This is a genomic window from Alicyclobacillus suci, assembly GCF_017329615.1.
GTDB classification, from domain to species: Bacteria; Bacillota; Bacilli; order Alicyclobacillales; family Alicyclobacillaceae; genus Alicyclobacillus; species Alicyclobacillus suci.
In genome coordinates, this window is the sequence record NZ_JAFMTW010000015.1 from 36,657 (window position 1) to 59,086 (window position 22,430).

Sequence of the window (22,430 nt, forward strand, 5' to 3'; positions counted from 1 at the left end):
GCATGCGACAGCGGCCTGATTCCTTAGTCCGACAATATTGCGAGTCACACGCGGGGAAAGGGGTGCAGCACGATGGCATTAAAGCGTCAATTGTACGCGAAGTATGGCGGCGTGCACTTTGTCCAGACGGCACCGGCTCAGGATATCAACGACTTTGTCCGTAGCTTGCCGGCAGACAAGCGCGACAGCCTGTTCGAGGTCCTTCACGAGTTGGACGAGGCAGGGCTGATTGACATTCGAAATGACGAAAACTGGACGGATCCCTACGGAGAAATCCACCCTGCACACCCGCATGGGCAACAGAATCCAGATACCACAGAGTAAAGGTCATCATGTCCTGTGCCTAAAGGGAACTGAGGGCCATCTCCTGGTCGGCAGACTCGCGGGCGAGGGGATGGCCCCTTTTTGTTTGGGTGGCGGCTGCGTGGGGCAGTGGATGTCTGATTCAGACGCCCTGGGCACAGGCGCCTCATAGAGGCGCCTGCATCCTGCACCATTGCGCGCGCAGCCTTATGCAATTGCCGCTCGGGCGTTCCACGCGCGATGCTCAGACGAGCTTCTGGTGGAATTCGCGCATGCGCGAAACGGCGTCCGCGACTTGGTCGTCGGCCACGGCGTAGGAGAAGCGCACGTGGTTCGGCGAGCCGAAGGCGTCGCCTGGAACGCTGGCGACCAGCGACTTCTCGAGCAGCAGCTCGCAGTAGTCGGTTGCCGACTGGATGGTTTTGTCTTCGTAGCGCTTGCCGATGACGCCGGAGATGTCCGGGAAGGCGTAGAACGCGCCCTCGGGTACCAGACAACGTACGCCGGTAAGCGAGTTGAGTCCTTCGACGAGAATGTCGCGGCGGTGCTGGAAGGTTTGCACGACTTCCGGGTTAAAGTTGGCCAGGGCCGTCAGGCCGGCAGCTTGCGAGATGGACGACGGGCTGCCGGTCGAGTGACTTTGGAAACTCGCCATGGCCTTCGCTACATCGAGCGGGGCAGCCGCATAACCCAAGCGCCATCCGGTCATGGCGAAGGCTTTGGAGAAACCGTTGACGACGATGGCGCGATCCTGCAATTCCGGCGCGATAGCCGCCAGGCTGGTCTGCTTGACGTCGTAGACGAGGCGCTCGTAGATTTCGTCGAGCACGACGTAGACGTCGTGGTGGCGAAGTACCCCGGCGAGCGCCAAGAGTTCGTCTTCGTGGTAGACTGCGCCAGTCGGGTTTGACGGTGTGTTCAGGAGCACCGCCTTCGTCTTTGGCGTGATGGCCGCTTCCAATTGGGCAGCGGTCATTTTGAACCCGGTCGACTCGTCGCAGTAGACGATGACCGGGTTCGCGCCCGCGAGCTCAATTTGCTCTGGGTAAGAAACCCAGTACGGCGCAGGCAGGATGACCTCGTCGCCTTCGTCGCAGATGGTGGTGAAGATGTTGTAAAGCGTGTGCTTGGCACCGTTGGAGATGATGATCTGATCCGGCGAGTAGGTGAGTCCATTTTCGGTCATCAGTTTGCTGACAATCGCTTTGCGCAGCGCTACGGTCCCTGCGGCTGGCGTGTAGCGCGTGTTGCCGTTGGTGATGGCGCGGATGCCAGCAAAGGCAGCCGCAGTCGGCGTGTCAAAGTCTGGTTCTCCGACGCTCATATTGATAACGGGTTGTCCCGATGCTAAGAGCGACTTCGTCTTCGCGTCGACGCTCATCGTCGCTGAAGGCTTGATGTTGCGGACGCGTGTGGACAGGCGTTGTTCCATGATGACGCCCCACCCCTCCCTGTTTGTTGCCGCCATTGTAGCACAGTTCTTGGCGTTGTTGGCGCAATTTAGCGCCATATCAGAACCATTTTTGGAACCAGCCAAACAATTTCTCCTTCGGCGTACTCTTCGCCTGCGGTGGTGCCGGATTGTGGATTGGGCAAGATTTGGTTGGTTCCGTGCCCGGGACAAAGTAATCCGTCTCCGTCACCCGGCATTGTGGGGTGGCGAGTTGGCCTGTGAGCGGATCGATTGTGTAAGCCTTGAGGCCCGGCGCTGGTTGGTACCATTTGTACGGCATATGTGCCTGCGCGGTGCCCATGAACTTCGCCCAAATCGGCGACGCCAGGTGCGACTCTGCGACCGACAGGGGGCGGTTTGTGTCATAGCCGACCCAGACGGCGCAGACGAGGTTGGGCGTGTAACCGACCATCCAGGCGTCGGTGTCGGTGGTGCCCGTCTTCGCGGCGGCGACGTTGTGCAGGTAACTGTGCACTGAGTAGCCTGTGCCGTTCGGCTGCAGCACGCTGGTCAGCAAATCCGTCATCTGGTAGGCCACCTGCGGGGACACGACCCGTTCGGTGGCCGGGTGCGTCGCCAATTCGCTGCCCGGGGTGTCGACCTCGGTCACCGCGTGCGGTGTCACTTTGAAGCCGCCGTTGGCGAGCGTCGCGTAAGCGGTGGCCATTTCCAGCGGCGACACCGGGAAGACGCCGAGCGCAAGCGACGGGTATGGCTGCAAGGTGGACTCAATGCCCATTCGGTGCGCCGTCTCGACGACTTTCTCCGGGCCGATGGCGAGGTTCGTGTGGACCGCGTAGACATTGTCTGATCGGGCGAGTGCTTCGCGCAGTGTCAGCGGTCGTTCGGCGTAGAAGTCGCCGTAGTCGTGCACGGTGTACTGCTTGTCGTGGTTCTGGCCGTAGACGAACGTCGTCAACTTGCTATCCACTTGATTGGCCGGTGTCCAGCCATTTTCCAGCGCCGCCGTGTAGAGAATGCCTTTAAAGGTCGATCCCGGCTGCCGCGGCGCCATCGCCCGGTTGTAGGGACTCGTCTGGAAGTCGCGCCCGCCGACTAGCGCTTTGATGGCGCCGGTTCTTGGATCAATGGCGACTAGTGCTGCCTGAATGTCACTGTGCTTGGGCAGCGTCTTGTCGATGGCCCGTTCGGCTGCTTGTTGAAGCAGGGGATCAAGCGTCGTGTGAATCTTCAGGTCGCCCTGGTATAGGTGCTCCTCGCTGATTTGAAACTGGTGTTTCGCTTCGTTGACCGCCACCTGCGTGAAATACGGTGCTGCGACGACCGGCGTGTGGTAGGTGGCGATGTGAATTGGTTGGCGGTAGGCTGCGTCGGCCTCGGCTTTTGTCAGGTAGCCCGTCGCGACCATGCGCGAGAGAACGACTTTTTGTCGCGCCTTCGCCAAGTCCATGTTGGACAGCGGCGAGTAGATGGACGGTCCCTTCGGCAGGCCGGCGAGCATGGCGCATTCGGCCAGGTTGAGTTGGTCGACTGATTTATTGAAGTACAGGCGCGACGCGGCTTGTACGCCGTATGCGCCATGTCCGTAATAGACGACATTTAAGTAGCGGTTGAGAATCCAGTCTTTCGGTTCGTGCAACTCCAGCTGAATGGCCAAGAGTGCCTCGCGGACTTTGCGCGAGTACGTCCTGTCCTGCGTGAGAAACAGGTTCTTCGCCAACTGCTGGGTGATGGTGGAGCCACCTTCGACTACCTCGCCGTGCCGCAGATTGACTAGCATGGCGCGGGCGGTCGATTTCAGGTCGATGGCGTGATCGTGATAAAAGTTTGCATCCTCGACGGCCAACGTGGCCTCGACGAGCGCCTTTGGAATCCGCGACAACGGGACGGGCTGCCCCTCTGTGCCACTGCTCGTCCATTCGGCGAGGCGAACCCCGTCTTCGCTGTCAATCTCGGTTGGATTTGCGACAGACTGATTTGGCAGCGGCAGACACCGCAGGAGCAGAATCAACAAGGACATGCCGGAAAAGCCAGTGGCCAAAGGGATGACGATGGCGGCCATCCACAATTTTTTGCTGCGTGGTTTGCGACGGTACACTTTGGTGGACTGTTTGGATTGATTAGGTTTCCGACGCAACGCGCTTACCTCCCAAGGGGAATGATGGAAGGTAGAATACCCAAAATTTGTTCTGGAAATGTATGGTCAACGAACCTTGTGTACGGCTCGTCTCAGTTTGGTATAATACGGGCTGCATGCCTTATTTGAGAGGAGAGACACGACTGTGCCTCAATCGAATTTATGGTTTACTGAACTTCAGAATGAAAATTTGTCCATCGGTTTGCGCATCGAGAAGACATTACATAGTGAAGTGACCCCTTACCAGACGCTCGACGTCTATGAAACGACCCAATATGGCCGCCTGCTCGTTTTGGATGGCTGCATCATGACCACTGATAAGGACGAATTCGTCTATCACGAGATGCTGGCGCATGTGCCGATGCACACGCACCCGAATCCGAAGAACGTCTTGGTCGTCGGCGGCGGGGACGGCGGAATTATCCGCGAGGTCATCAAGCACCCGTCTGTCGAGCGCGCGGTGCTCGCGGAAATCGACGGCGCCGTAGTCGAGGCTTCGAAAAAATACTTCCCGCAGATTGCGGCGGGGTTGAGTGATCCGCGCGTGGACGTGCAGATTGTCGACGGCATCCAATATGTCGAAGACCACCCCGACACCTTCGACGTGATTTTGATTGACTCGACCGACCCGATTGGGCCGGCTGTCGGCCTGTTCAGCAAACAGTTCTACGAATCGGTCTTTCGCGCCCTGAAGTCCGACGGCCTGATGGCCGCTCAGACGGAATCTCCGTTTGTCAACCAGGAATTGATTCAGAACGTCATGCGCGACGTTCGCGGAACGTTCCCGATTTCGCAATTGTATTTGGCACATGTACCGACGTATCCGACGGGGATGTGGAGTTTCACGATGGGCAGCAAGGTTCACCGTCCGCAGGACGTGCAAACCTGCCGCGTCCAAAACACGCGGTACTACAATGCGCAGGTGCATCATGCGTCCTTGGCCCTGCCGCAATTCGTTAAGGAGCTCGTCGAGTCATGAGTTTTGAGTTCGAACTCGCAAAACCGTTTGCGCCGGAGTACAGCGGGAATGTGTTCATCGGATCAAGTGACGATTTCGCCGCCGCACAGGCTGTGATTTACGGGATGCCTATGGATTGGACCGTGTCGTTTCGCTCAGGCACGCGCCTGGGCCCGACGCGCATCCGCGAAGTCAGCCTCGGGCTCGAGGAATACAGCCCGTATCTAGATAAAGATCTTGCGGATATCACCTACTTTGATGCAGGTGATATCCCACTGCCATTCGGCAATCCTGAAGAGAGCGTGCACCGCATCTATACGTACGTGCGTGCGCTTTATGATGCGGGCAAGTTGCCGATAGGGCTCGGTGGGGAGCATTTGGTCTCGTGGGGATCGATTCGAGCCGCCGCAAAAAAGTATCCGGACTTGCGCGTCATCCATATTGACGCACACACGGATTTGCGCGACCACTACGAAGGCCAGCCATTTTCGCACGCGACGGTGATTAAAAAGGTGTGTGACGCAATCGGGCCGGACAAGGTGTATCAGTTCGGCATTCGCTCCGGTACCCGCGAGGAATTCGCCTGGGCGCGCGAAAACACACATTTCTTCCCGTTTGAGCTGGCGGCTCCACTGCAGACCGTCCTGCCGGAACTGCACGACAAACCGGTTTACGTGACGTGGGATATTGATGTATTCGATCCCGCCACAGCCCCTGGCACAGGCACCGCCGAACATGGCGGCATCTTCGCGCCAGAAGCGTTCCGCGCGATGCGTTACTTGGCCTCGCTGGACGTCGTGGGTTTCGATTTGGTCGAGGTGTCACCGCAGATTGACCCGACGGAACAGACACAAATCCTCGCGTCGAAGTTGATTCGCGAGGCGTTGCTGGCGTTTGTTAAGTGAGATGGGCAAAGTGAGATGGGTGAGTGAAGCCGATGCATACAAATTCAGGTTCAGGTAATCAGCCAATGTCGCCGGACAAGCGCACGTGTGTGCTGACATGGGTCCGGCGTACGGATGCACTGCAGCAGCCGGAGACAGAACAGATTTCGGATGTCGTCTGGCAGCAGAAGGCCGGCGCACACTACCTGTCGTACGAGGAACCAGTCTCGGACGCCGCTGGCACGGTGCGCACGACCTTGCGCCTTGACGCGGATGCCATTACGTGGATTCGCCACGGCGTCATTAACTGGACGCACACCTTCCGCGCGGGCGAACACCATACGTCGCACATGGCGATGGGGCCGCAGTCGGTGTCGATTTCAACCACGACGACGCGCCTGCACGTAGATGTCGGGCCAAACGGCGGCCACGCTACCTTGGCCTACGCCATGCAGATGGCAGGCGAGGAAAGCGACGTCGCGCTTGAGCTCACGTTTGAGGCGTAAATCAGCCTTTGCCCGTCCGGGCCGGTTGGACAGAATATACGGGTGTGCTGGATGTATAAGCAGCTGTCGTCCTCGGCGCCAATTCAAAAATCGAGGATAGGTGATAGCCGTGGATGTGCGAGAGCAAGAAGTACGCCGGGACCAGGAAGCGCGCTTCATCCGAACTCTGATGGAGGCAATGCGCGAAGAGGTCATGCGGGAGTTTGCCGATGCGTCGCCGACGGACACCGGGGATTGGACAAGCCAGATGGCGGGCCAATATGGCGCGACGTTATACCAGCGGGCGAGGCAAATTGTCCGGAAGTCTGCTGATTTGCCGCGGCCCGACGGGCGCACAAAGCGCCGCAAAAGCTAATGACGCGCCGCGCGCCGCGGCAGGATTATTCCCCCCGATACGCACCCGAACAAAGGTTATCTGTTATCGCTTGGGTATCAGGGCCTTGATGTCCAGCCAGCCCTCCGGGTGGATGTAGAACTCGGGTTCGTATTCGTCTCCCCACTCCTTGAGCATCCGCTTGAAGATGTATCGTTTCACTTCGATGAACTTGTCGCGCGTTTCCGGTTTGGTCATGTTGTCCGCGTGAACGCGTATATTGTACAGATTGTCGTTGACGTAAATAAAGCGGCTGATGTGGATGAGCTTGAGCAGCAGCAGACGGTCTTCCACCATGCGGCCGTCCGTAATGGGATCCCGCTCGAATCCACCGACCTCGCGTACCGTCGAGGTGCGCAAAAATCGTGGGACGAGGGTAGGACCGTAGAGGATGAAATCGTATTGATTGTCGAATGCGCGTCCGAGCTGTTGTCCCTGCTGAACTAACTGGCCGTTTGGTTGTTCCTTCCAGATGACGGCGTTGCCACAGACGAGGGAGACGTCAGTTGCGGCCGCCTCGATGGCTGTCAGGCAGGTTTCCAGGGTCTGCGGTGCATACCAGTCGTCGCTGTCGAGGATGGTAAAGTAACGCGTGCGTACGGCGTCTAGGCCCATCTGCAGCGCTTGGCCGAGGCCGCGATTTTCGGGCAGCGCGAGGCACTGAATGCGTCGGTCGAGTTTGCAATACGTCTCTACGATGTCACGAGTATGGTCAGTAGATCCGTCATCTATCACGATGCAAACAAAGTCTTGCAGTGTTTGTTGTTGAATGCTTTCAATGGCTTGGCCGACATACTGTTCCCGGTTGTATGCAGGAATCAGGACGGTGACGAGCGGTTCGTTCATAATATCCCTCCATAGTTGCTGCATCCGGTGTGCCTTCGGCCATTATAATCGGTGCTAGATGCGGTGCCAAATGTCGCCCCAAAGTCGTCCGGCTGTGGTGCGTGTGCCGGTAGAGCCGGGCAATGGTCGGCGCAGGGACATAGGCCAGGTCGTAAGCGCCTACATTTTCGTAGCGAGAAGGGTTCTTTTCCTCGGCAGTTATGTTATGATTCACAGTATACCGACCGGTTGGTCGGGCGTGAGTGTTGACCGCGTGACCTGAGTGTGCGAGGAGGCATCCCGATGCGATTTGCGATTCAACTCATTCTATTTATTCTCGTGTTTGGAACCGGCGTTTTTCTATTTGCGACGGCGGTGGTCGACCGTTACAAATTCCTTCGTGTCGCACAGGCGGATAACGCGCGCACGGGACGGCACGGGGCGCGTATTTGGAGCTTTATCACCAACGTGCTTTTGCAGAAGAAGGTGATTGCAGAGCCCTCCGGCATAGGGCACCTGTTTATTTTCTGGGGCTTTTTAGTACTCGTCTTTGGCGATTTGGATTTTCTCGTCTATCACGTGAGCGGTTGGCACTTTCCATGGGCAGGTATGGCCTGGTATCTCTTCATGCAAGAAATGTTCTCGCTATTTGTAATTGCCGCAATCATCGTGGCGGCATTTCGTCGATACATCATTCGTCCAATGCGGACCGAACCGACGCTTGAGGCCGGATTGATTTTAGGCCTTATCACCCTGTTGGTAGTGACATATTTCGTCGCAACTGGTGCGGAGATGGCAGAGCGCGGTGTGTTCCCGGGCAACGCGTCACCTGTGCTCAATGGTCTGGCGCACGCGTTTCAAGGGACATCTGCAGGTGTGCTCATCATTGTGGCTGAAATCGCCTTTTGGGTGCACGTTCTGTGTCTGACGGCGTTTCTCTATGTCATCCCGAGATCAAAACATTCACACATGATGGGCGCGATGGCGAACTGGTATTTCCGGCGCTATGACGCCCCTGGTAAATTGCGTAAACTGGATTTGGAAGATGAGCAAGTCGAGGAGTTTGGGGTCGGGCAGATTCACCAATTCACGTGGAAGCAACTGCTGGACGGTTACGCGTGTACGGAATGTGGTCGCTGTCATATCAATTGCCCGGCTACGCTCAGTGGCAAACCGCTGTCGCCGCGAAACGTCATCCTGAAGCTGAAAGATACCATCACAGCCGAGGGACCCGGGCTATTGGCGCAGATGGCGGCAGGCGCGGAGGCGTTGTCGTCGCAACCGCTGTTTGAAGGTGTCTTCACAGAGGAAGAGGTGTGGGCATGTACGACGTGTCGCGCTTGTGAAGAAGCTTGCCCTGTCGCGAATGAGCACGTCCAGGACATCATCGATTTGCGCCGCTACTTGGTGCTGACGGAAGGGAAGGCGTCGCCAGAGGTCAACAAGGTGTTCCAAAACTTGGAGCGGCAGTCCAATGAGTGGGGAATTAGCCGGCGAGATCGGGCAAAGTGGGTCGGAGAACTGCCTGTCAAAACGATGGCCGAGGTTGATGGTCAGGCAGAGTATCTGTTTTTTGTGGGTACGGCGGCTTCGTTTGATCAGCGCGGTCAGAAAATTGCCCAGGCATTCGCCAAAATTTTGCTGGCGGCTGGCGTGGATTTCGCAATTTTGGCGGAGGAAGAGGAGAGCGACGGCGACGCTGCGAGGCGGCTTGGCAACGAGTTTTTGTATCAGGAATTCGTCGAGCGCAATATCGAGACGTTCCGCCAATATGGCGTCAAGAAGATTCTCACGACCGACCCGCATGCGTACAACACGTTTAAAAATGAGTACCCGGACTTTGGATTTGAGGCGGAGGTCTATCACGCCACGGAGTTTGCCGTGCAGTTGCTGCAACAAGGCCGACTTCAGCCAACGACTCCACTCAACCAGACGGTCACCTACCACGACTCTTGTTACCTTGGGCGCTACAACGGCATATATGACGCTCCGCGTCTGATTTTACAGGCGATTCCCGGCGTGAAATTGGTCGAGATGGAGCGGCATCATAACAAGAGCATGTGTTGTGGCGCGGGCGGTGGCGGGATGTTCAAAGAGGAGACAGGAACCCGCATTAATGTCCTGCGGGCCGAACAGGCGATTCGCACAGGTGCCACGGTGATTGGTACTGCTTGTCCGTATTGTATGACGATGATGAACGATGGTACGAAGGCGCACGGGAAGGAAGAAGAGATTCAAACGTATGACGTGGTGGAACTGTTGGCGATGTCGATTGCGCCTGCGTCTGCAGCTCCATAACCTATTGTGCATATCGTGAAACTTGCTTGCGTAACATGAACCACACAACCACAGCCCGTCCCTGTCGGATGCATCGGGCGACGATGGGAGGACACATTTTGGCACAAGAGGATTTTGTTCAGCTGCAGTTCGAGAATCAGACGGCGATTCTGACCCTCAACCGACCCCAACAACGAAACGTGCTCAATCGCGACGTATTGTCGGAACTTGGTATGCACATTGCGGTGTTGTCCGGCCGCAGGGACATTCGAACCATTCTTCTGCGCGGTGAAGGCGACGCGTTTAGTGTTGGAGCGGACATCGCTTTGCTCCGGGAGATGAATGCGCAACAAGCGGAACAATTTGCGCGGATGGGGCAACGGGTCTTTAGCGCGCTCGCCAATCTACCACAACCGACGATTGCCCTCGTTCAAGGTTTTGCGTTGGGTGGCGGCCTGGAGTTGGCGTTGGCGTGCGATGTGCGTATTTGTGCAGAAACTGCACAGTTTGGTCAGCCGGAAGTACAACTTGGCGTCCTGCCAGGCTTCGGGGGCAGTCAGCGGTTGCCGCGAATCATTGGGGTGGGTCGGGCGTTGCATATGATGTTATCCGGTTCGCGGATTGACGCCGCCACTGCGTTATCGTACGGTTTGGTCACGCAGGTCGTGCCCGACGATGCGCTGCTGAAGAGGGGCTTGGCTTATGCAGAGGGGCTGCATCGGATGGCGCCACTGGCTTTACAGTATGTCAAGCGGGCGGTGCACGATGGGATGGAGGTAGACCTCCAGCGCGGTCAGTCCCTGGAGGCGACATTGTTTGGGCTCGTCAGCGCGACGGTGGACAAGCAGGAGGGCATGCGAGCGTTTACCGAGAAGAGGTCACCTGAGTTCCGTGGAGAGTAAGGAATCTGTACACTCGTTGTGGCAGAATCAACCGTTTTGGCTTGTGTGCATCCTGCAGTGCGTAGATATCTGCGCCGTAGATGGTGTTCACGCGGACTTCGCGGTTAGGTTAAAATCGGTAAAACTATGGGTATGCTGACATAGGTGACGGAAGTTTTTTCTGTTGCCGAGCCAAACTCAGGAATTGCATGACACTGTCTTGCAGCGTATGCTATAATCCATGTATTTGCTACGAGGTGTAGAAGGGACGGGTGTGAATGGCTGTCACCTTGACGCGGTCGGATCGTGAGATCCAACAAATGCCGTTAGTGGAGCTTGCCTACGAGATCCTCAAGGCAAAGAAAGAGCCGCTTTATTTTCGCGATATCATGAAGGAAATCCAAGCGTTGCGCAATCTCACGGAGGAGCAGTTCAACGACGTGATTGCCCGGGTCTACACAGAGATCAACGTCGATGGCCGCTTCATCTGTATTGGTCAGAATGTGTGGGGGCTGAACCGTTGGTATCCAACTGACAAGGTCGCTGAACGGCTCAGCGGGAAGAAATTCATCCGCAAGTCCGGCGATGCCTTTAGTGACGATGACGACGATTTGGATGATGAGTACGAGGATGTCGAACCGGTGGATGTCGACGAGTCAGACTTCGACGAACCGGCTGCCGACGATGAAATTGACTTCGTTTCGGGCGCGGATGACGACGATGATGATGCATTGTCGGATGACGACGACGAGTTCGAGGAAGAAGAGCTGTATGATGAAGACGATGAGGACCAAGCGGAAGAGGAAGACTAACGGATAACTCAGTCGTCTTGACTGCGTTCTGGGTGTGACCAGGGCGCAGTTTTTGTGTGTGGTTCGGTGCCGTGCAAATACGGTGTCTTGCAAATACATGGAAGGGGCAGTGGTTCATGAGCACGAAATATATTTTCGTGACGGGCGGTGTCGTGTCCGGGCTTGGAAAAGGAATTACGGCCGCATCCTTGGGGCGATTGTTGAAAAATCGAGGCCTCAACGTGACGATTCAAAAGTTTGATCCATATATCAATGTCGACCCGGGTACAATGAGTCCATATCAGCACGGCGAGGTGTTTGTGACCGACGATGGCGCCGAAACGGACCTGGATTTAGGGCATTATGAGCGATTTATTGACAACAATTTGAGTCAGGCGAACAACGTCACCAGTGGCCGTATTTACTGGTCGGTCATCTCCAAGGAACGCCGTGGTGACTACCTCGGCGGCACGGTGCAAGTCATCCCTCACGTCACTAACGAAATCAAAGAACGGATTATGCAGGCAGCAAAACCGGATACTGATATTGTGATTACCGAGATTGGCGGTACGGTCGGTGACATCGAAAGCCAACCATTTCTCGAAGCGATTCGCGAGATGAAGGGTGAGGTTGGCCGCAATAACGTTCTTTACATTCACGTGACGTTGATTCCGTATTTGCGAATGGCCGGAGAAGTCAAAACGAAGCCGACACAGCATAGTGTTGCATCCCTGCGCAGCATTGGTATCAGCCCGAATGTGATTGTCTGTCGGACAGAAGTGCCCTTGGCTGACGACGTCAAGAAAAAAATCGCCTTGTTCTGCGATACGGATGAAGACTCCGTCGTCGAAGCGCGCGATGCCGACGTCCTTTATGAAGTGCCGTTGATGTTGCGCGACCAAGGGCTGGACGATATTGTCTTGCGCCACTTTGGCATTGAGGCACCCTCCCCAGACCTCGACGAGTGGATTGCGATGGTCAACCGCGTCAAGTCTCTGCATCGCGAGGTGACGATTGCGGTCGTCGGTAAGTATGTCGCGTTGCCAGATGCCTATGCCAGTGTCATTGCGGCATTGAATCACGGCGGTTATGAGAACGATGCGCACGTCAATATCCGTTGGGTCCATGCAGAAGAGGTTACACAGTTAAATGTGGACAAGTTGTTGGCTGGTGTTGACGGGATTTTGGTTCCAGGGGGATTTGGAGACAGAGGCATTGAAGGGAAGATTGTTGCAGCGCAATACGCGCGTGAACGCAATATCCCGTACTTCGGCATTTGTCTGGGAATGCAAATCGCCGTGATTGAGTACGCTAGGCACGTAGCTGGAATGGACGGCGCGCATACCAGTGAAATTGACCCACAGACGCCGTATCCCGTCATCGATTTATTGCCGGAGCAGCAAGATATTGAGGACAAGGGTGGCACGATGCGTCTAGGCGCGTACCCTTGCCGGTTGCGCGAAGGGTCTTTGGCCGCCGCCGCTTATCAAGCGGATTGGGTTTCCGAGCGCCACCGCCACCGCTATGAATTCAATAACGAATTCCGGGCCAAGTTGGAAGAGAATGGCCTTGTGATTACGGGCACTTCACCGGATGGCCGCCTCGTGGAGATTGTCGAGGTTCCAAACCATCGCTGGTATGTTGGCGTGCAATTCCATCCAGAATTCACGTCGCGCCCGAATCGGGCGCAACCGCTGTTCCGTGAATTTATCGCGGCCAGCGTCGCCTATCAGTTAGAACGCTGAAACTTCCGCTGAAAACTTCCTAAGAGACACGAAGGATTCTCTGTCGGATATGCCGAACTCTCCTCTTGCAGATAGAGTGGTATGTCAAGAAGAGGTGTTTGTGTGTCGTATAAAGTCTTGGTAGTTGATGACCAGTTTGGGATCAGAGTACTTTTACAGGAAGTTTTACAGCGAGAAGGTTATGAGATTTTTCAAGCGCCCAATGGCACGACAGCGTTAGACATTGTGCAGCGAGAACACCCGGATTTGATTTTGCTGGATATGAAGATTCCAGGGATGGACGGATTGGAGATCTTGAGAAACATTCGCAAACTCGAGTTGGACACAAAAGTGATTATGATGACGGCTTATGGTGAACTCGATTTGATTCAGGAGGCGATGGAGATGGGCGCGCTCGCCCATTTCACCAAGCCGTTTGATATAGACGAGTTGCGACAGGCAGTAAAAGACCAGCTGCAATCCTAAGGCGAGTGAACGTGTTTTGCTGCAGGGCTGCGGTGGTATGGATGACGACACGGGCTGGTGGGTTAGGTGACTGCGATGAGAAGTGACCGCATGAGGAGTGACTGTAATGAAGTTGTTTCTCGACACGATATTTGTCGAAGACATCCGTCAGGCCGCCCAGATGGGGGTTCTCAGGGGCGTCACCACGAACCCAAATCTTGTGGCAAAGGCAGGTCGCGATTACATCGAGGTGCTTCAGCAGATTGTACCGCTGGTGGACGGCCCAACAAGCGCCGAAGTGGTGAGTTTGGATGCGGATGGCATGGTGAGAGAGGCGCTGTCTCTCGCTGACCTCGACCACAACATCGTGATTCAGGTTCCCATGACGACAGAGGGGCTTAAGGCGGTCTCCCAGCTGGCGAATCGCGGAATCCACACCAATGTGACTTTGGTGTTCAGCGTAAATCAGGCGCTGTTGGCCGCACAGGCGGGTGCGCGATACATCAGTCCGTTCCTCGGGCGGCTCGACGATATCAGCCTCGACGGCGCCGCGTTGATTGCGGACATCGTACAGGTTTTCCGCACACACGGCATCGATACCGAGGTTATTGCGTCGAGTATCCGCCATCCCAGCCACGTGACGCAGGCGGCAAAGGCGGGCGCACATATCGCAGCCGTGCCATTTGACGTGTTAGACCAGATGATTAAGCATCCACTGACAGATAGAGGAATTGAACGTTTTTTGGCTGATTGGAGTACATTGCAAAAGAAATCGCTTTAGGACTTCACACGCTGTGACTAGGCCGCCAATCGGCGGCTCGTCAGGGCACTTGAAACTTGTACAGCTTCCCCGCTTGTAGAATTGGGTAGAACGGGTCTATACTATGCTTATCATCCGCTGTGTCACCCTATTCCATTGATTCACATGGCATGTATTGCTCTCCTCGACACCGGATAAAAAGAGATCACTATCCTCTCCACCTTCGTTTCCTTCCGTGTGAATTGGACGGTGCTATGCCAAACGGTAACTTCTGAATGCGAAAGTCAGCCACGGAGGCGTGACTACAATTTTATTTGCTTTTATCGCGCGGAATGCGCGTGACCCACACCGCAGTTTGTCGATGGCGGAGAAGAAAGAGGGACAAATTTGGACATTCGTGAACTGGAAGAAAAGAAACTAACCGAACTTTATAAGTTTGCAAAGGAATATCAAATTCCGTATTACGGGACAATGAAAAAACGCGAACTCATCTTTGCTATTTTGAAGGCGCAAGCAGAAAAAGATGGTTTGATGTTTGCCGAGGGCGTACTCGAAATTATGCAGGATGGTTATGGCTTCCTGCGGCCGGTAGGCTACTTGCCAAGCCAAGAGGACATCTACGTCGCCGCGTCGCAAATTCGCCGCTTCGACCTGCGTACAGGTGACCTGGTCTCCGGCAAAGTACGGCCGCCGAAGGAGAATGAACGGTACTTTGGCTTACTCCACGTGGAAGCCGTGAATGGATACAGCCCAGAGGTTGCTGCAGAACGTGTACACTTTCCAGCATTGACCCCACTGTTTCCAACCGAACGCATCCGCATGGAAACCACACCAGAACACATCGCAACCCGGTTGATTGACTTGTTCACACCAGTTGGCTTTGGTCAGCGCGGACTGATTGTTGCACCGCCCAAGGCTGGTAAGACGCTTCTTCTTAAAGAGATTGCCAACAGCATCGCCGTAAACTACCCAGAAGCCCATCTATTTGTACTCCTGATTGACGAACGCCCAGAGGAAGTCACAGACATGCAGCGCTCGGTCACTGGTGAAGTTGTCGCCTCGACCTTTGATGAGTTGCCGGAAAACCACATCAAGGTGGCAGAATTGGTCTTGGAGCGCGCACTTCGTCTGGTTGAGCACGGTCAAAACGTCATCATTTTGATGGACAGTATTACGCGGCTGGCACGCGCCTACAACCTCGTCGTTCCGCCAAGCGGGCGTACGCTTTCCGGGGGGATTGACCCTGCAGCATTCCACCGCCCGAAGCGATTCTTTGGCTCGGCGCGCAACGTCGAGGAAGGCGGCAGCTTGACTATCCTCGCGACGGCGCTTATTGAAACCGGGTCACGGATGGACGACGTCATTTATGAGGAATTCAAAGGAACCGGGAACATGGAACTTCATCTCGACCGCAAGCTCGCGGAAAAACGCGTTTTCCCGGCACTTGACATCCGCAGATCCGGCACGCGCCGCGAAGAAGCCTTGTTAACCAAAGACGAGCTGGAGAAGATGTGGGCTATTCGCAAATCGATGGGTGATAATCAAGAATTCACCGAGATGTTCCTCCGCAAATTCCGTCACTATAAGACGAACCAGGAGTTCCTCGACAGCTTGTCACTGCACCGCGAGAAAAAGCCGAGTGGCACCGCTGCTGTTGGGGCTTCCAATTCATAAGGAATCAACAATGATTTCCTGTAAGATTGCATGGTGTTCTGTACAACTTAAAAAAGTTTACTTGTACACACGGGCCCTCGTGACAATGGAACAAATCTGTGTTATAATCAACGGCAGTGTTTAAATGCTCGAAGGGCGGTGAACAGACATGAAACCGGATATCCATCCGCATTACCATACAGTGACTGTAACCTGCGCATGTGGCAACACGTTTGAGACAGGCTCCGTGAAAGAGTCTCTTCGCGTGGAAATCTGCTCGAAGTGCCATCCGTTCTATACCGGTAAGCAAAAGCTCATCGATGCAGGTGGTCGTGTTGACAGGTTTAACAAGAAGTACGGGATGAAAGCACAATAAGTGCTTGAGCACAGTTTCGTCTAGTCGGTGCGCTTTGGGTTCTTGTGGCAGTGTTCCTGCACACGGGAACCCATCGTGCCATATAAGCCATCGTTGGAACCGATGGTCGCCCGTTCGGGTGGCTTTTGTACGTATCGGGTAACCAACTTTGGCTTTTTTATATCCTGTAAGGTCTAGCGAGGTTGGAGGTGAGTGTCGTGTTTGAACGATTGGCGTCGATGGAGAATCGCTACGACCAGTTGAGTCAATTTTTGTGTGATCCGGCTGTCGTCAGCGACCCCAACCAACTCCGCACTTATGCCAAGGAGCAGTCGGATTTGCAGGAGACGGTCGAGACGTACCGCGCACTCAAGGCGGCGCAGCAGCAGCTTGCGGAGGCTAAGGAGATGCTGCAAGAGAAGTTGGACGACGAGATGAAGGAGTTTGTTCGCGCCGAAGTTGAACAGTTGCAGGGCGAGATTGACAACTTGCAGAACAAACTTCAAATTCTCTTGTTGCCGAAAGATCCAAACGACGATAAAAACGTCTTTGTCGAGATTCGGGCGGCGGCCGGGGGCGAAGAGGCTGCGTTGTTTGCCGGAACGCTTCTGCGCATGTATACGCGGTATGCGGAAGATCAAGGCTGGAAGACCCAGGTGATTGACGCGCATTATACCGACATGGGTGGCTTTCGCGAAGTGACGCTGTCCATTCAGGGGCAAGGTGCGTTTAGCAAACTGAAGTTTGAAAGTGGGACCCATCGCGTGCAACGGGTTCCCGTGACGGAGTCCGGTGGGCGTATTCACACGTCGACCGCAACCGTCGCTGTATTGCCAGAGGTTGAAGAGGTCGAAGTTGAAGTGCAGGAGAAGGACATTCGCATCGATACGTTCTGTTCGACGGGACCGGGTGGACAGAGTGTCAACACGACGCAATCGGCTGTCCGCATCACGCACCTACCGACTGGAATTGTGGTCTCCTGTCAGGATGAGAAATCGCAGATTAAGAATCGGGAAAAGGCGATGAAAGTCCTGCGTGCGCGGCTGTTCGAAAAGTATCAGCGCGAACAGCAGGAGGAACAGGCTGCGTCCCGAAAAAATCAGGTGGGTACGGGGGATCGGAGCGAACGGATTCGCACCTATAACTTCCCGCAAAGTCGGGTCACTGACCACCGCATCGGCATGACTCTTCACAAGCTGGAGCAGGTTCTCGCCGGAGATCTCGATGAAATCATCCACGGCCTGGTCGTGGCGGAGCGGGCGTCGATGTTGGAACAGGCTGCGGAGGCGTAAATGGAGCGCTCTATCACATTTGCCCAGCTGCTGAAACAGGTGGCAGAGCGGCTCGGGGCCAGTGCGGCATATGGCGATTGGCCGCTTGGCGAGTTGGCACATCAGACGCGCACGGAGGCAGAGCAATTGGTCTGTGCCGCCATGGACTGGACTCGGCTCGCTTTGCTCCAGCATTTGCCCGAGACGGTGCCAGACTCCGCCATCGGCGTGGTTGACGGGTTGGTTCGCCGGCGTGTGGACGGTGAGCCACTCGCGTACATATTGGGGTATACGCATTTTTACGGGCGGGTCTTTCGGACGCGCCCTGGCGCTTTAATTCCGCGTCCGGATACGGAAACGCTGGTGGAGACGGTTTTGCATTGGATTCAGTCGCAAACCAGTGCGGCTGCGAGCGCTTTGGCTGCGCCGATTCGCGTGGTTGAAATTGGTCCAGGGACGGGCTGTATTTCCATCACGCTTCAACTTGAATGCCCTATGTCCGCGGTGACGGCGGTGGATATCTCCGCAGACGCGGTGAGTCTAACGCGGGAAAATTGTAGGCGCTTGAACGCGTCGGTGGATGTGGTGCAAGGCGATGGATTTGCGTACATCCTGAGGCAGGGGCAGGTAGGTTGTGCATTCGACGTGATTGTCAGCAACCCGCCGTACATCCCTCGCGGCGAGATCGACGAATTGGAAACGAGTGTGCGTCTGTACGAGCCCCATCTGGCGCTCGACGGTGGCGCCGATGGCCTTGACTTTTATCGGCGATTCGCAGCGTTACCTCCTACGCTCGTCGGACGACCCGGTGCGCCTGCTGGGCTCTTTTTAGAGGTTGGGATGGGGCAGGCCGAGGCGGTGGCGGAATTGTTTCGCGCGCACAGCGCGTGGCAGTCTTTTGCGGTGTCCCTTCACCGCGATGTGCGAGGTGTCCATCGCGTGGTGGCCGTGACGCGGGAGGGTAATCGCTTTGGATGAGTGGATTGACCGGGGAAAAAGCCATCGTTTTTGCCCAGTCAATCTATCGCTACGAAAAATCTAGTAATCCGGTTTAAACCTACTAATGTCTGGCCAGAATGTTGCTAGATACGGTAGGAGGGATTCCGGATGCGGATTTCAAGACGGTTTGTAGCTTTTGTTGGGATAGTGGCTGTGGTCGTCGGTGGCGGGCGGATGTTGTTGCACAAGCCTGCGGCAGCAGAAGCAAAGGATGTCGTGTATCAAAACGTGGCGACACCACACGACGCGCCGATTCCAAAAGAAGCGCTCCGTCTTCGGATTATCGCGAACAGCGATAGCCCAGCAGATCAGAAGTTGAAGCTGGAAATCCGCGATGCGGTCGTCGAGCAAGTCGGTTCTTGGGTATCCGGCGCGAAAAACTCGACACAGGCACGGCAAATCGTCCTCAATCACATTCAACAAATTCAAGCGACGGCCACCCAGGTCGAACATGCGCACGGGGTCGATGAACCGATTCACACGGACGTCGGCAAGGTACCGTTCCCCACGAAGATCTACGGTAATCGCGTGTATCCAGCCGGTAATTACGAGGCACTTCGAATCACGATTGGTAAAGGTCAGGGCGCGAATTGGTGGTGTGTGCTGTACCCGCCGCTTTGTTTCATTGACGTTGCAGAGGGTGACGCAGTGCCGAACACCGGATCATTTCCTGATTTGCCGCCCCTCGAAACCATTCAGGTGCCTGGTGCGGATGGAAAAAAACAAACGGTACAGGTTCGCTTGGCGAGCGAGGATTACGGGGAATCGGCCATTAAGGCGTTGAAGCATTTGCTTGGCAAGTGATGCATGTTCGCCGGGGCTCATTTGCGGGATTTCGCATCTTGTGGGATGCTGTGGTACGTGATGAAACTAGAATTTTGTGAGGTGTGTCAAATGCAACGGTGGACTTTGGGTGATGACGACGGACACAATCGGGCAGCGCTCTCACAAGCGGCTTCCTTGTTGCAGGGTGGCAAGCTCGTTGCTTTTCCGACGGAGACCGTATACGGACTTGGTGCAAATGCGCTCGATGAAGCTGCAGTTGTAAACATTTTCCGCGCGAAACAGCGACCTGCCGACAACCCTTTAATCGTCCACATTGCAGATGAAACGCAACTCGCTTCTATCCTGCCACCCGGTTATGAACCGAGCAGGGCACATAAACAGTTGATGGACGCGTTTTGGCCAGGGCCGCTGACGCTCCTGTTTCCTGTGGGCGACGCGATTGCCCCTGCAGTGCACCCCGGGACCGATTTGGTCGGGGTGCGAATGCCCGACCATACTACCGCGCGGACGTTGATTCGCCTGAGTGACGTACCGATTGCCGCGCCGAGCGCGAACACCTCGGGGCGGCCGAGCCCGACAACAGCCGCTGCCGTGGCCGAGGATCTTGGCGAAGTCATTGATGGATTGGTCGACGCGGGGCCCTGTGGCATTGGCGTCGAGTCCACGGTGTTGCTCGTCGAAGAGGAGCGCGCGTTGATTCTGCGGCCCGGCGGCATTACCCAAGAGATGCTAGCCGACGTCATCGACTTGCCTGTGGTCTACGATGCGCACTTGATCGATCTCGACGCACCAGCGCTCGCGCCGGGCATGAAATATCGTCACTATGCACCGAATGCGCGCGTCCATGTCTGGTGGGGCCAACCCGAGGAAATTTACCGGGCGATGCTCGAATTGCTGCTCGACGACGAAGTCGATCACGAATTGCGCGCGGCTATCGTTGCGCCAGACGATTTTCTCAGTCGTTACGAGTTGCCTGTTTCGCGTGACCTCCTGCGCCCATTGTCCCACGAGGCATATGACGAGGCGCTCGCGAAACATCTGTATCGCCTGTTGCGCGAGTTCGATCACGCCGGCGCCACCGACATCCTCATCTACGGCGTCAATCCAGCGCGCGGGTTAGGGACGGCCGTGATGAACCGCCTCCAAAAGGCCTCTGGCGGCCGCGTGCTGCGGGTGTAGGCATCATTTGCCTGCCCTGTAGCACCTCCATGAACGCCTTTTATTTCCGTAAATGTGTCGGAAGTGAGAAGCAACTGAGAACAAACTGCGACAAGTCTAGTGATAGCGCCTTCATCCCATGAGTTTTCCCGATGCCCGGTCTATAATAGCCAGTGCAAAGAGGAATTCATCAAGGGCACGGAGGTTGAGTTACATGGTTGGATTGTTAGTTGTGGGGATTGTTCTCTTGCTGGTCGTTGGGATTGGCTTGTTGGTTGGCAACTCCGTGGTGGAGAAAGCTGTTCATCGTGACACCCTTCAGGGGTCGACACAGGCACACGATGAAGCGGGGCATCGCTCTGCATAACGATGGATTTGGCGAGTGATGATTTGTGGTGAAACAACGCGGTGACTGTCCGCTTAAAACAAAGCCCTCGAGCACCCACGCATGTGCGCAGGTTGGTTCGAGGGCATTTTGTGCTGTGCTGCGTTTGGGTGGCTGTTACGTGAATGAGAAGTAGTTCTTGGCATTGTCATAACAAATGGCCTGGACCATGTTCCCGAGTAACGCCCTATCGTTTGGCGCCTCCCCTTTTTCCACCCATTCGCCCAATAGATTGCATAATAACCGCCGGAAGTACTCGTGGCGCGGGTAGGACATGAAGCTGCGCGAGTCTGTCAGCATGCCGACAAACCGGCTGAGTAGACCGACATCCGCCAGGGCTTGCATTTGGCGCAGCATGCCTTCCTTGGTATCGTTAAACCACCAGGCAGCGCCGAGTTGCAGTTTGCCCGGGATGCCGCCGCCTTGGAAACTCCCGAGAAGGGCCGCGAGCACAGGGAAATCCTTTGGATTCAGGGAATAGAGGATGGTTTTTGGCAGGGAGTCCGTCATCTCCAGTTCATTTAGCAACTGGCATAATGGCGCTGCCAATTGGCCGTCATACATAGAATCAAAGCCTGTGTCTGGACCAAGTCGTTGAAACATGCGCGTGTTATTATTTCGGGCTGCATGCATATGTAGCTGCATCACCCAGCCCAGTCGAGCGTACAGCTTCCCGAGAAACACCATGGTGTACGTCTTGTACTTGTGATCCTCCACAAGGCTGATGTCTTCACCTTTGAGCGCTTTGTCGAAAATGCGCGCGGCTTCGTCCAGGGTTGTGGGGGTGTACGGTACCGTGTCGAGCGCGTGATCGGATGCGCGACAGCCGACTTCATGAAAGTATTCGGCACGAGCGGTGATGGCGTCGAGCAGCGCTCGATAGTCGGAGATGGGCGCGCCGATAGCCTGTTCGAGTTGTTTTATCCAGGGGACAAACGTATCTCGACGGACTTCTAAAGCCTTGTCAGGGCGAAAAGCAGGGATGACCTTCACGGGAAATGTGTCATCTGCTTTTAGTTTTAGATGATATTCCAGTGTATCCGTTGGATCGTCGGTGGTACAGATGACCTGTACGTTGAACTTGGTAATCAGGTTGCGGACTCTGTAGTCCTCTGTAGCCAACAATTCGTTGGTGCGTTGCCAGATCTCTGGTGCGGTCGTCTCGTCAAGCAGGGCGGTGATGCCAAAGAAGCGCTGCAACTCGAGGTGCGACCAATGGTACAGTGGATTGCCAAGGGTCATGGGGACGGTTCTTGCCCACGCGAGAAACTTCTCATAATCGTCGGCGTCGCCGGTAATCAACGATTCGTCTACACCATTCGCGCGCATCAAGCGCCACTTGTAATGGTCGCCGCCCAACCAAATTTCGGTGATGTTTTTGAATTGATGATTCTCGTAGATTTGTTGTGGGCTGATGTGGCAGTGATAATCAATGATTGGCATATCCTTGGCAAAGGATTCGTATAGCGCAATCGCAGTTTCGTTAGACAGTAAAAAATGCTCATCTAAAAATGCACGCATCATG

Annotated in this window: 22 protein-coding genes; 18 read left to right on the top strand and 4 right to left on the bottom strand. The window is 55.5% G+C overall.

Annotated elements, in window-relative coordinates:
- Positions 1-72 precede the first annotated feature (72 nt).
- Positions 73-324 (top strand): hypothetical protein, encoded by a 252-nt coding sequence (locus tag J3482_RS09675; RefSeq protein ID WP_146824160.1) that lies wholly within the window; start codon positions 73-75, stop codon positions 322-324.
- Positions 325-547: 223 nt separating this feature from the next.
- Here J3482_RS09675 and J3482_RS09680 read toward each other — a convergent pair whose 3' ends face one another.
- Together J3482_RS09680 and J3482_RS09685 are read right to left on the bottom strand one after the other, a co-directional pair.
- Positions 548-1,735 carry a pyridoxal phosphate-dependent aminotransferase gene (locus J3482_RS09680; protein WP_206922328.1) on the bottom strand — a complete coding sequence of 396 codons (1,188 nt, stop codon included), beginning with the start codon at positions 1,733-1,735 and terminating at the stop codon, positions 548-550.
- A 79-nt stretch (positions 1,736-1,814) separates the two neighbouring features.
- Positions 1,815-3,854, bottom strand: a complete 2,040-nt coding sequence (locus J3482_RS09685) for a transglycosylase domain-containing protein (protein WP_236018094.1) — start codon at positions 3,852-3,854, stop codon at positions 1,815-1,817.
- Positions 3,855-3,999: 145 nt separating this feature from the next.
- Between J3482_RS09685 and speE the strand changes: the two genes are divergently transcribed.
- The 4 genes from speE to J3482_RS09705 all read left to right on the top strand — a co-directional run bounded on the left by speE (position 4,000) and on the right by J3482_RS09705 (position 6,557).
- Entirely contained in the window at positions 4,000-4,833 is an 834-nt protein-coding gene (gene speE, locus J3482_RS09690; RefSeq protein WP_146824162.1) for a polyamine aminopropyltransferase, read from the top strand.
- A complete protein-coding gene (gene speB, locus J3482_RS09695; RefSeq protein WP_146824163.1) occupies positions 4,830-5,717 on the top strand; it encodes an agmatinase in 888 nt (295 codons plus the stop codon). The genes speE and speB overlap by 4 nt, the downstream gene beginning before the upstream one ends.
- Positions 5,718-5,749: 32 nt before the next feature.
- The gene (locus J3482_RS09700) at positions 5,750-6,202 is read left to right on the top strand and encodes a YwiB family protein (RefSeq protein WP_146824164.1); all 453 of its coding nucleotides are present in this window, start codon (positions 5,750-5,752) and stop codon (positions 6,200-6,202) included.
- 109 nt (positions 6,203-6,311) lie between these two features.
- Positions 6,312-6,557, top strand: a complete 246-nt coding sequence (locus J3482_RS09705; RefSeq protein WP_146824165.1) for a hypothetical protein — start codon at positions 6,312-6,314, stop codon at positions 6,555-6,557.
- Positions 6,558-6,620: 63 nt separating this feature from the next.
- On the opposite strand, the gene J3482_RS09710 is transcribed toward J3482_RS09705, so the two are convergent.
- Entirely contained in the window at positions 6,621-7,421 is an 801-nt protein-coding gene (locus J3482_RS09710) for a glycosyltransferase family 2 protein (RefSeq protein WP_236018095.1), read from the bottom strand.
- Between the two features lie 282 nt (positions 7,422-7,703).
- Between J3482_RS09710 and J3482_RS09715 the strand changes: the two genes are divergently transcribed.
- From J3482_RS09715 to J3482_RS09775, 13 genes are all read left to right on the top strand, one after another.
- Positions 7,704-9,698 carry a (Fe-S)-binding protein gene (locus J3482_RS09715; RefSeq protein ID WP_206922330.1) on the top strand — a complete coding sequence of 665 codons (1,995 nt, stop codon included), beginning with the start codon at positions 7,704-7,706 and terminating at the stop codon, positions 9,696-9,698.
- 98 nt (positions 9,699-9,796) lie between these two features.
- Positions 9,797-10,579 (top strand): enoyl-CoA hydratase/isomerase family protein, encoded by a 783-nt coding sequence (locus J3482_RS09720; protein ID WP_236018096.1) that lies wholly within the window; start codon positions 9,797-9,799, stop codon positions 10,577-10,579.
- A gap of 257 nt (positions 10,580-10,836) precedes the next feature.
- Entirely contained in the window at positions 10,837-11,370 is a 534-nt protein-coding gene (gene rpoE / locus J3482_RS09725; protein WP_206916949.1) for a DNA-directed RNA polymerase subunit delta, read from the top strand.
- A 116-nt stretch (positions 11,371-11,486) separates the two neighbouring features.
- Positions 11,487-13,094: a CTP synthase gene (pyrG, locus tag J3482_RS09730; protein WP_146824170.1), complete on the top strand. Its 1,608-nt coding sequence runs from the start codon at positions 11,487-11,489 to the stop codon at positions 13,092-13,094.
- Positions 13,095-13,196: 102 nt separating this feature from the next.
- Complete coding sequence (locus tag J3482_RS09735; RefSeq protein WP_021296804.1) at positions 13,197-13,559, top strand: response regulator; 363 nt, start codon at positions 13,197-13,199, stop codon at positions 13,557-13,559.
- A 106-nt stretch (positions 13,560-13,665) separates the two neighbouring features.
- On the top strand, positions 13,666-14,319 hold the full coding sequence (gene fsa, locus J3482_RS09740; protein WP_206922332.1) for a fructose-6-phosphate aldolase: 654 nt from the start codon (positions 13,666-13,668) through the stop codon (positions 14,317-14,319).
- A 366-nt stretch (positions 14,320-14,685) separates the two neighbouring features.
- On the top strand, positions 14,686-15,972 hold the full coding sequence (rho, locus tag J3482_RS09745; RefSeq protein WP_146824172.1) for a transcription termination factor Rho: 1,287 nt from the start codon (positions 14,686-14,688) through the stop codon (positions 15,970-15,972).
- 148 nt (positions 15,973-16,120) lie between these two features.
- A complete protein-coding gene (gene rpmE, locus J3482_RS09750) occupies positions 16,121-16,327 on the top strand; it encodes a 50S ribosomal protein L31 (RefSeq protein ID WP_146824173.1) in 207 nt (68 codons plus the stop codon).
- 197 nt (positions 16,328-16,524) lie between these two features.
- Positions 16,525-17,598, top strand: a complete 1,074-nt coding sequence (prfA, locus tag J3482_RS09755) for a peptide chain release factor 1 (RefSeq protein WP_146824174.1) — start codon at positions 16,525-16,527, stop codon at positions 17,596-17,598.
- Positions 17,599-18,555, top strand: coding sequence for a peptide chain release factor N(5)-glutamine methyltransferase (gene prmC, locus J3482_RS09760; protein ID WP_206916969.1), 957 nt, complete (start codon positions 17,599-17,601; stop codon positions 18,553-18,555).
- A 129-nt stretch (positions 18,556-18,684) separates the two neighbouring features.
- The gene (spoIIR, locus tag J3482_RS09765) at positions 18,685-19,380 is read left to right on the top strand and encodes a stage II sporulation protein R (protein ID WP_021296809.1); all 696 of its coding nucleotides are present in this window, start codon (positions 18,685-18,687) and stop codon (positions 19,378-19,380) included.
- Between the two features lie 90 nt (positions 19,381-19,470).
- Positions 19,471-20,541 (top strand): L-threonylcarbamoyladenylate synthase, encoded by a 1,071-nt coding sequence (locus J3482_RS09770; protein WP_206922333.1) that lies wholly within the window; start codon positions 19,471-19,473, stop codon positions 20,539-20,541.
- Between the two features lie 193 nt (positions 20,542-20,734).
- Positions 20,735-20,887, top strand: a complete 153-nt coding sequence (locus tag J3482_RS09775) for a hypothetical protein (RefSeq protein WP_188332333.1) — start codon at positions 20,735-20,737, stop codon at positions 20,885-20,887.
- Positions 20,888-21,022: 135 nt separating this feature from the next.
- On the opposite strand, the gene uxaC is transcribed toward J3482_RS09775, so the two are convergent.
- Positions 21,023-22,426, bottom strand: coding sequence for a glucuronate isomerase (uxaC, locus tag J3482_RS09780; protein WP_206922334.1), 1,404 nt, complete (start codon positions 22,424-22,426; stop codon positions 21,023-21,025).
- Positions 22,427-22,430: the final 4 nt, after the last annotated feature.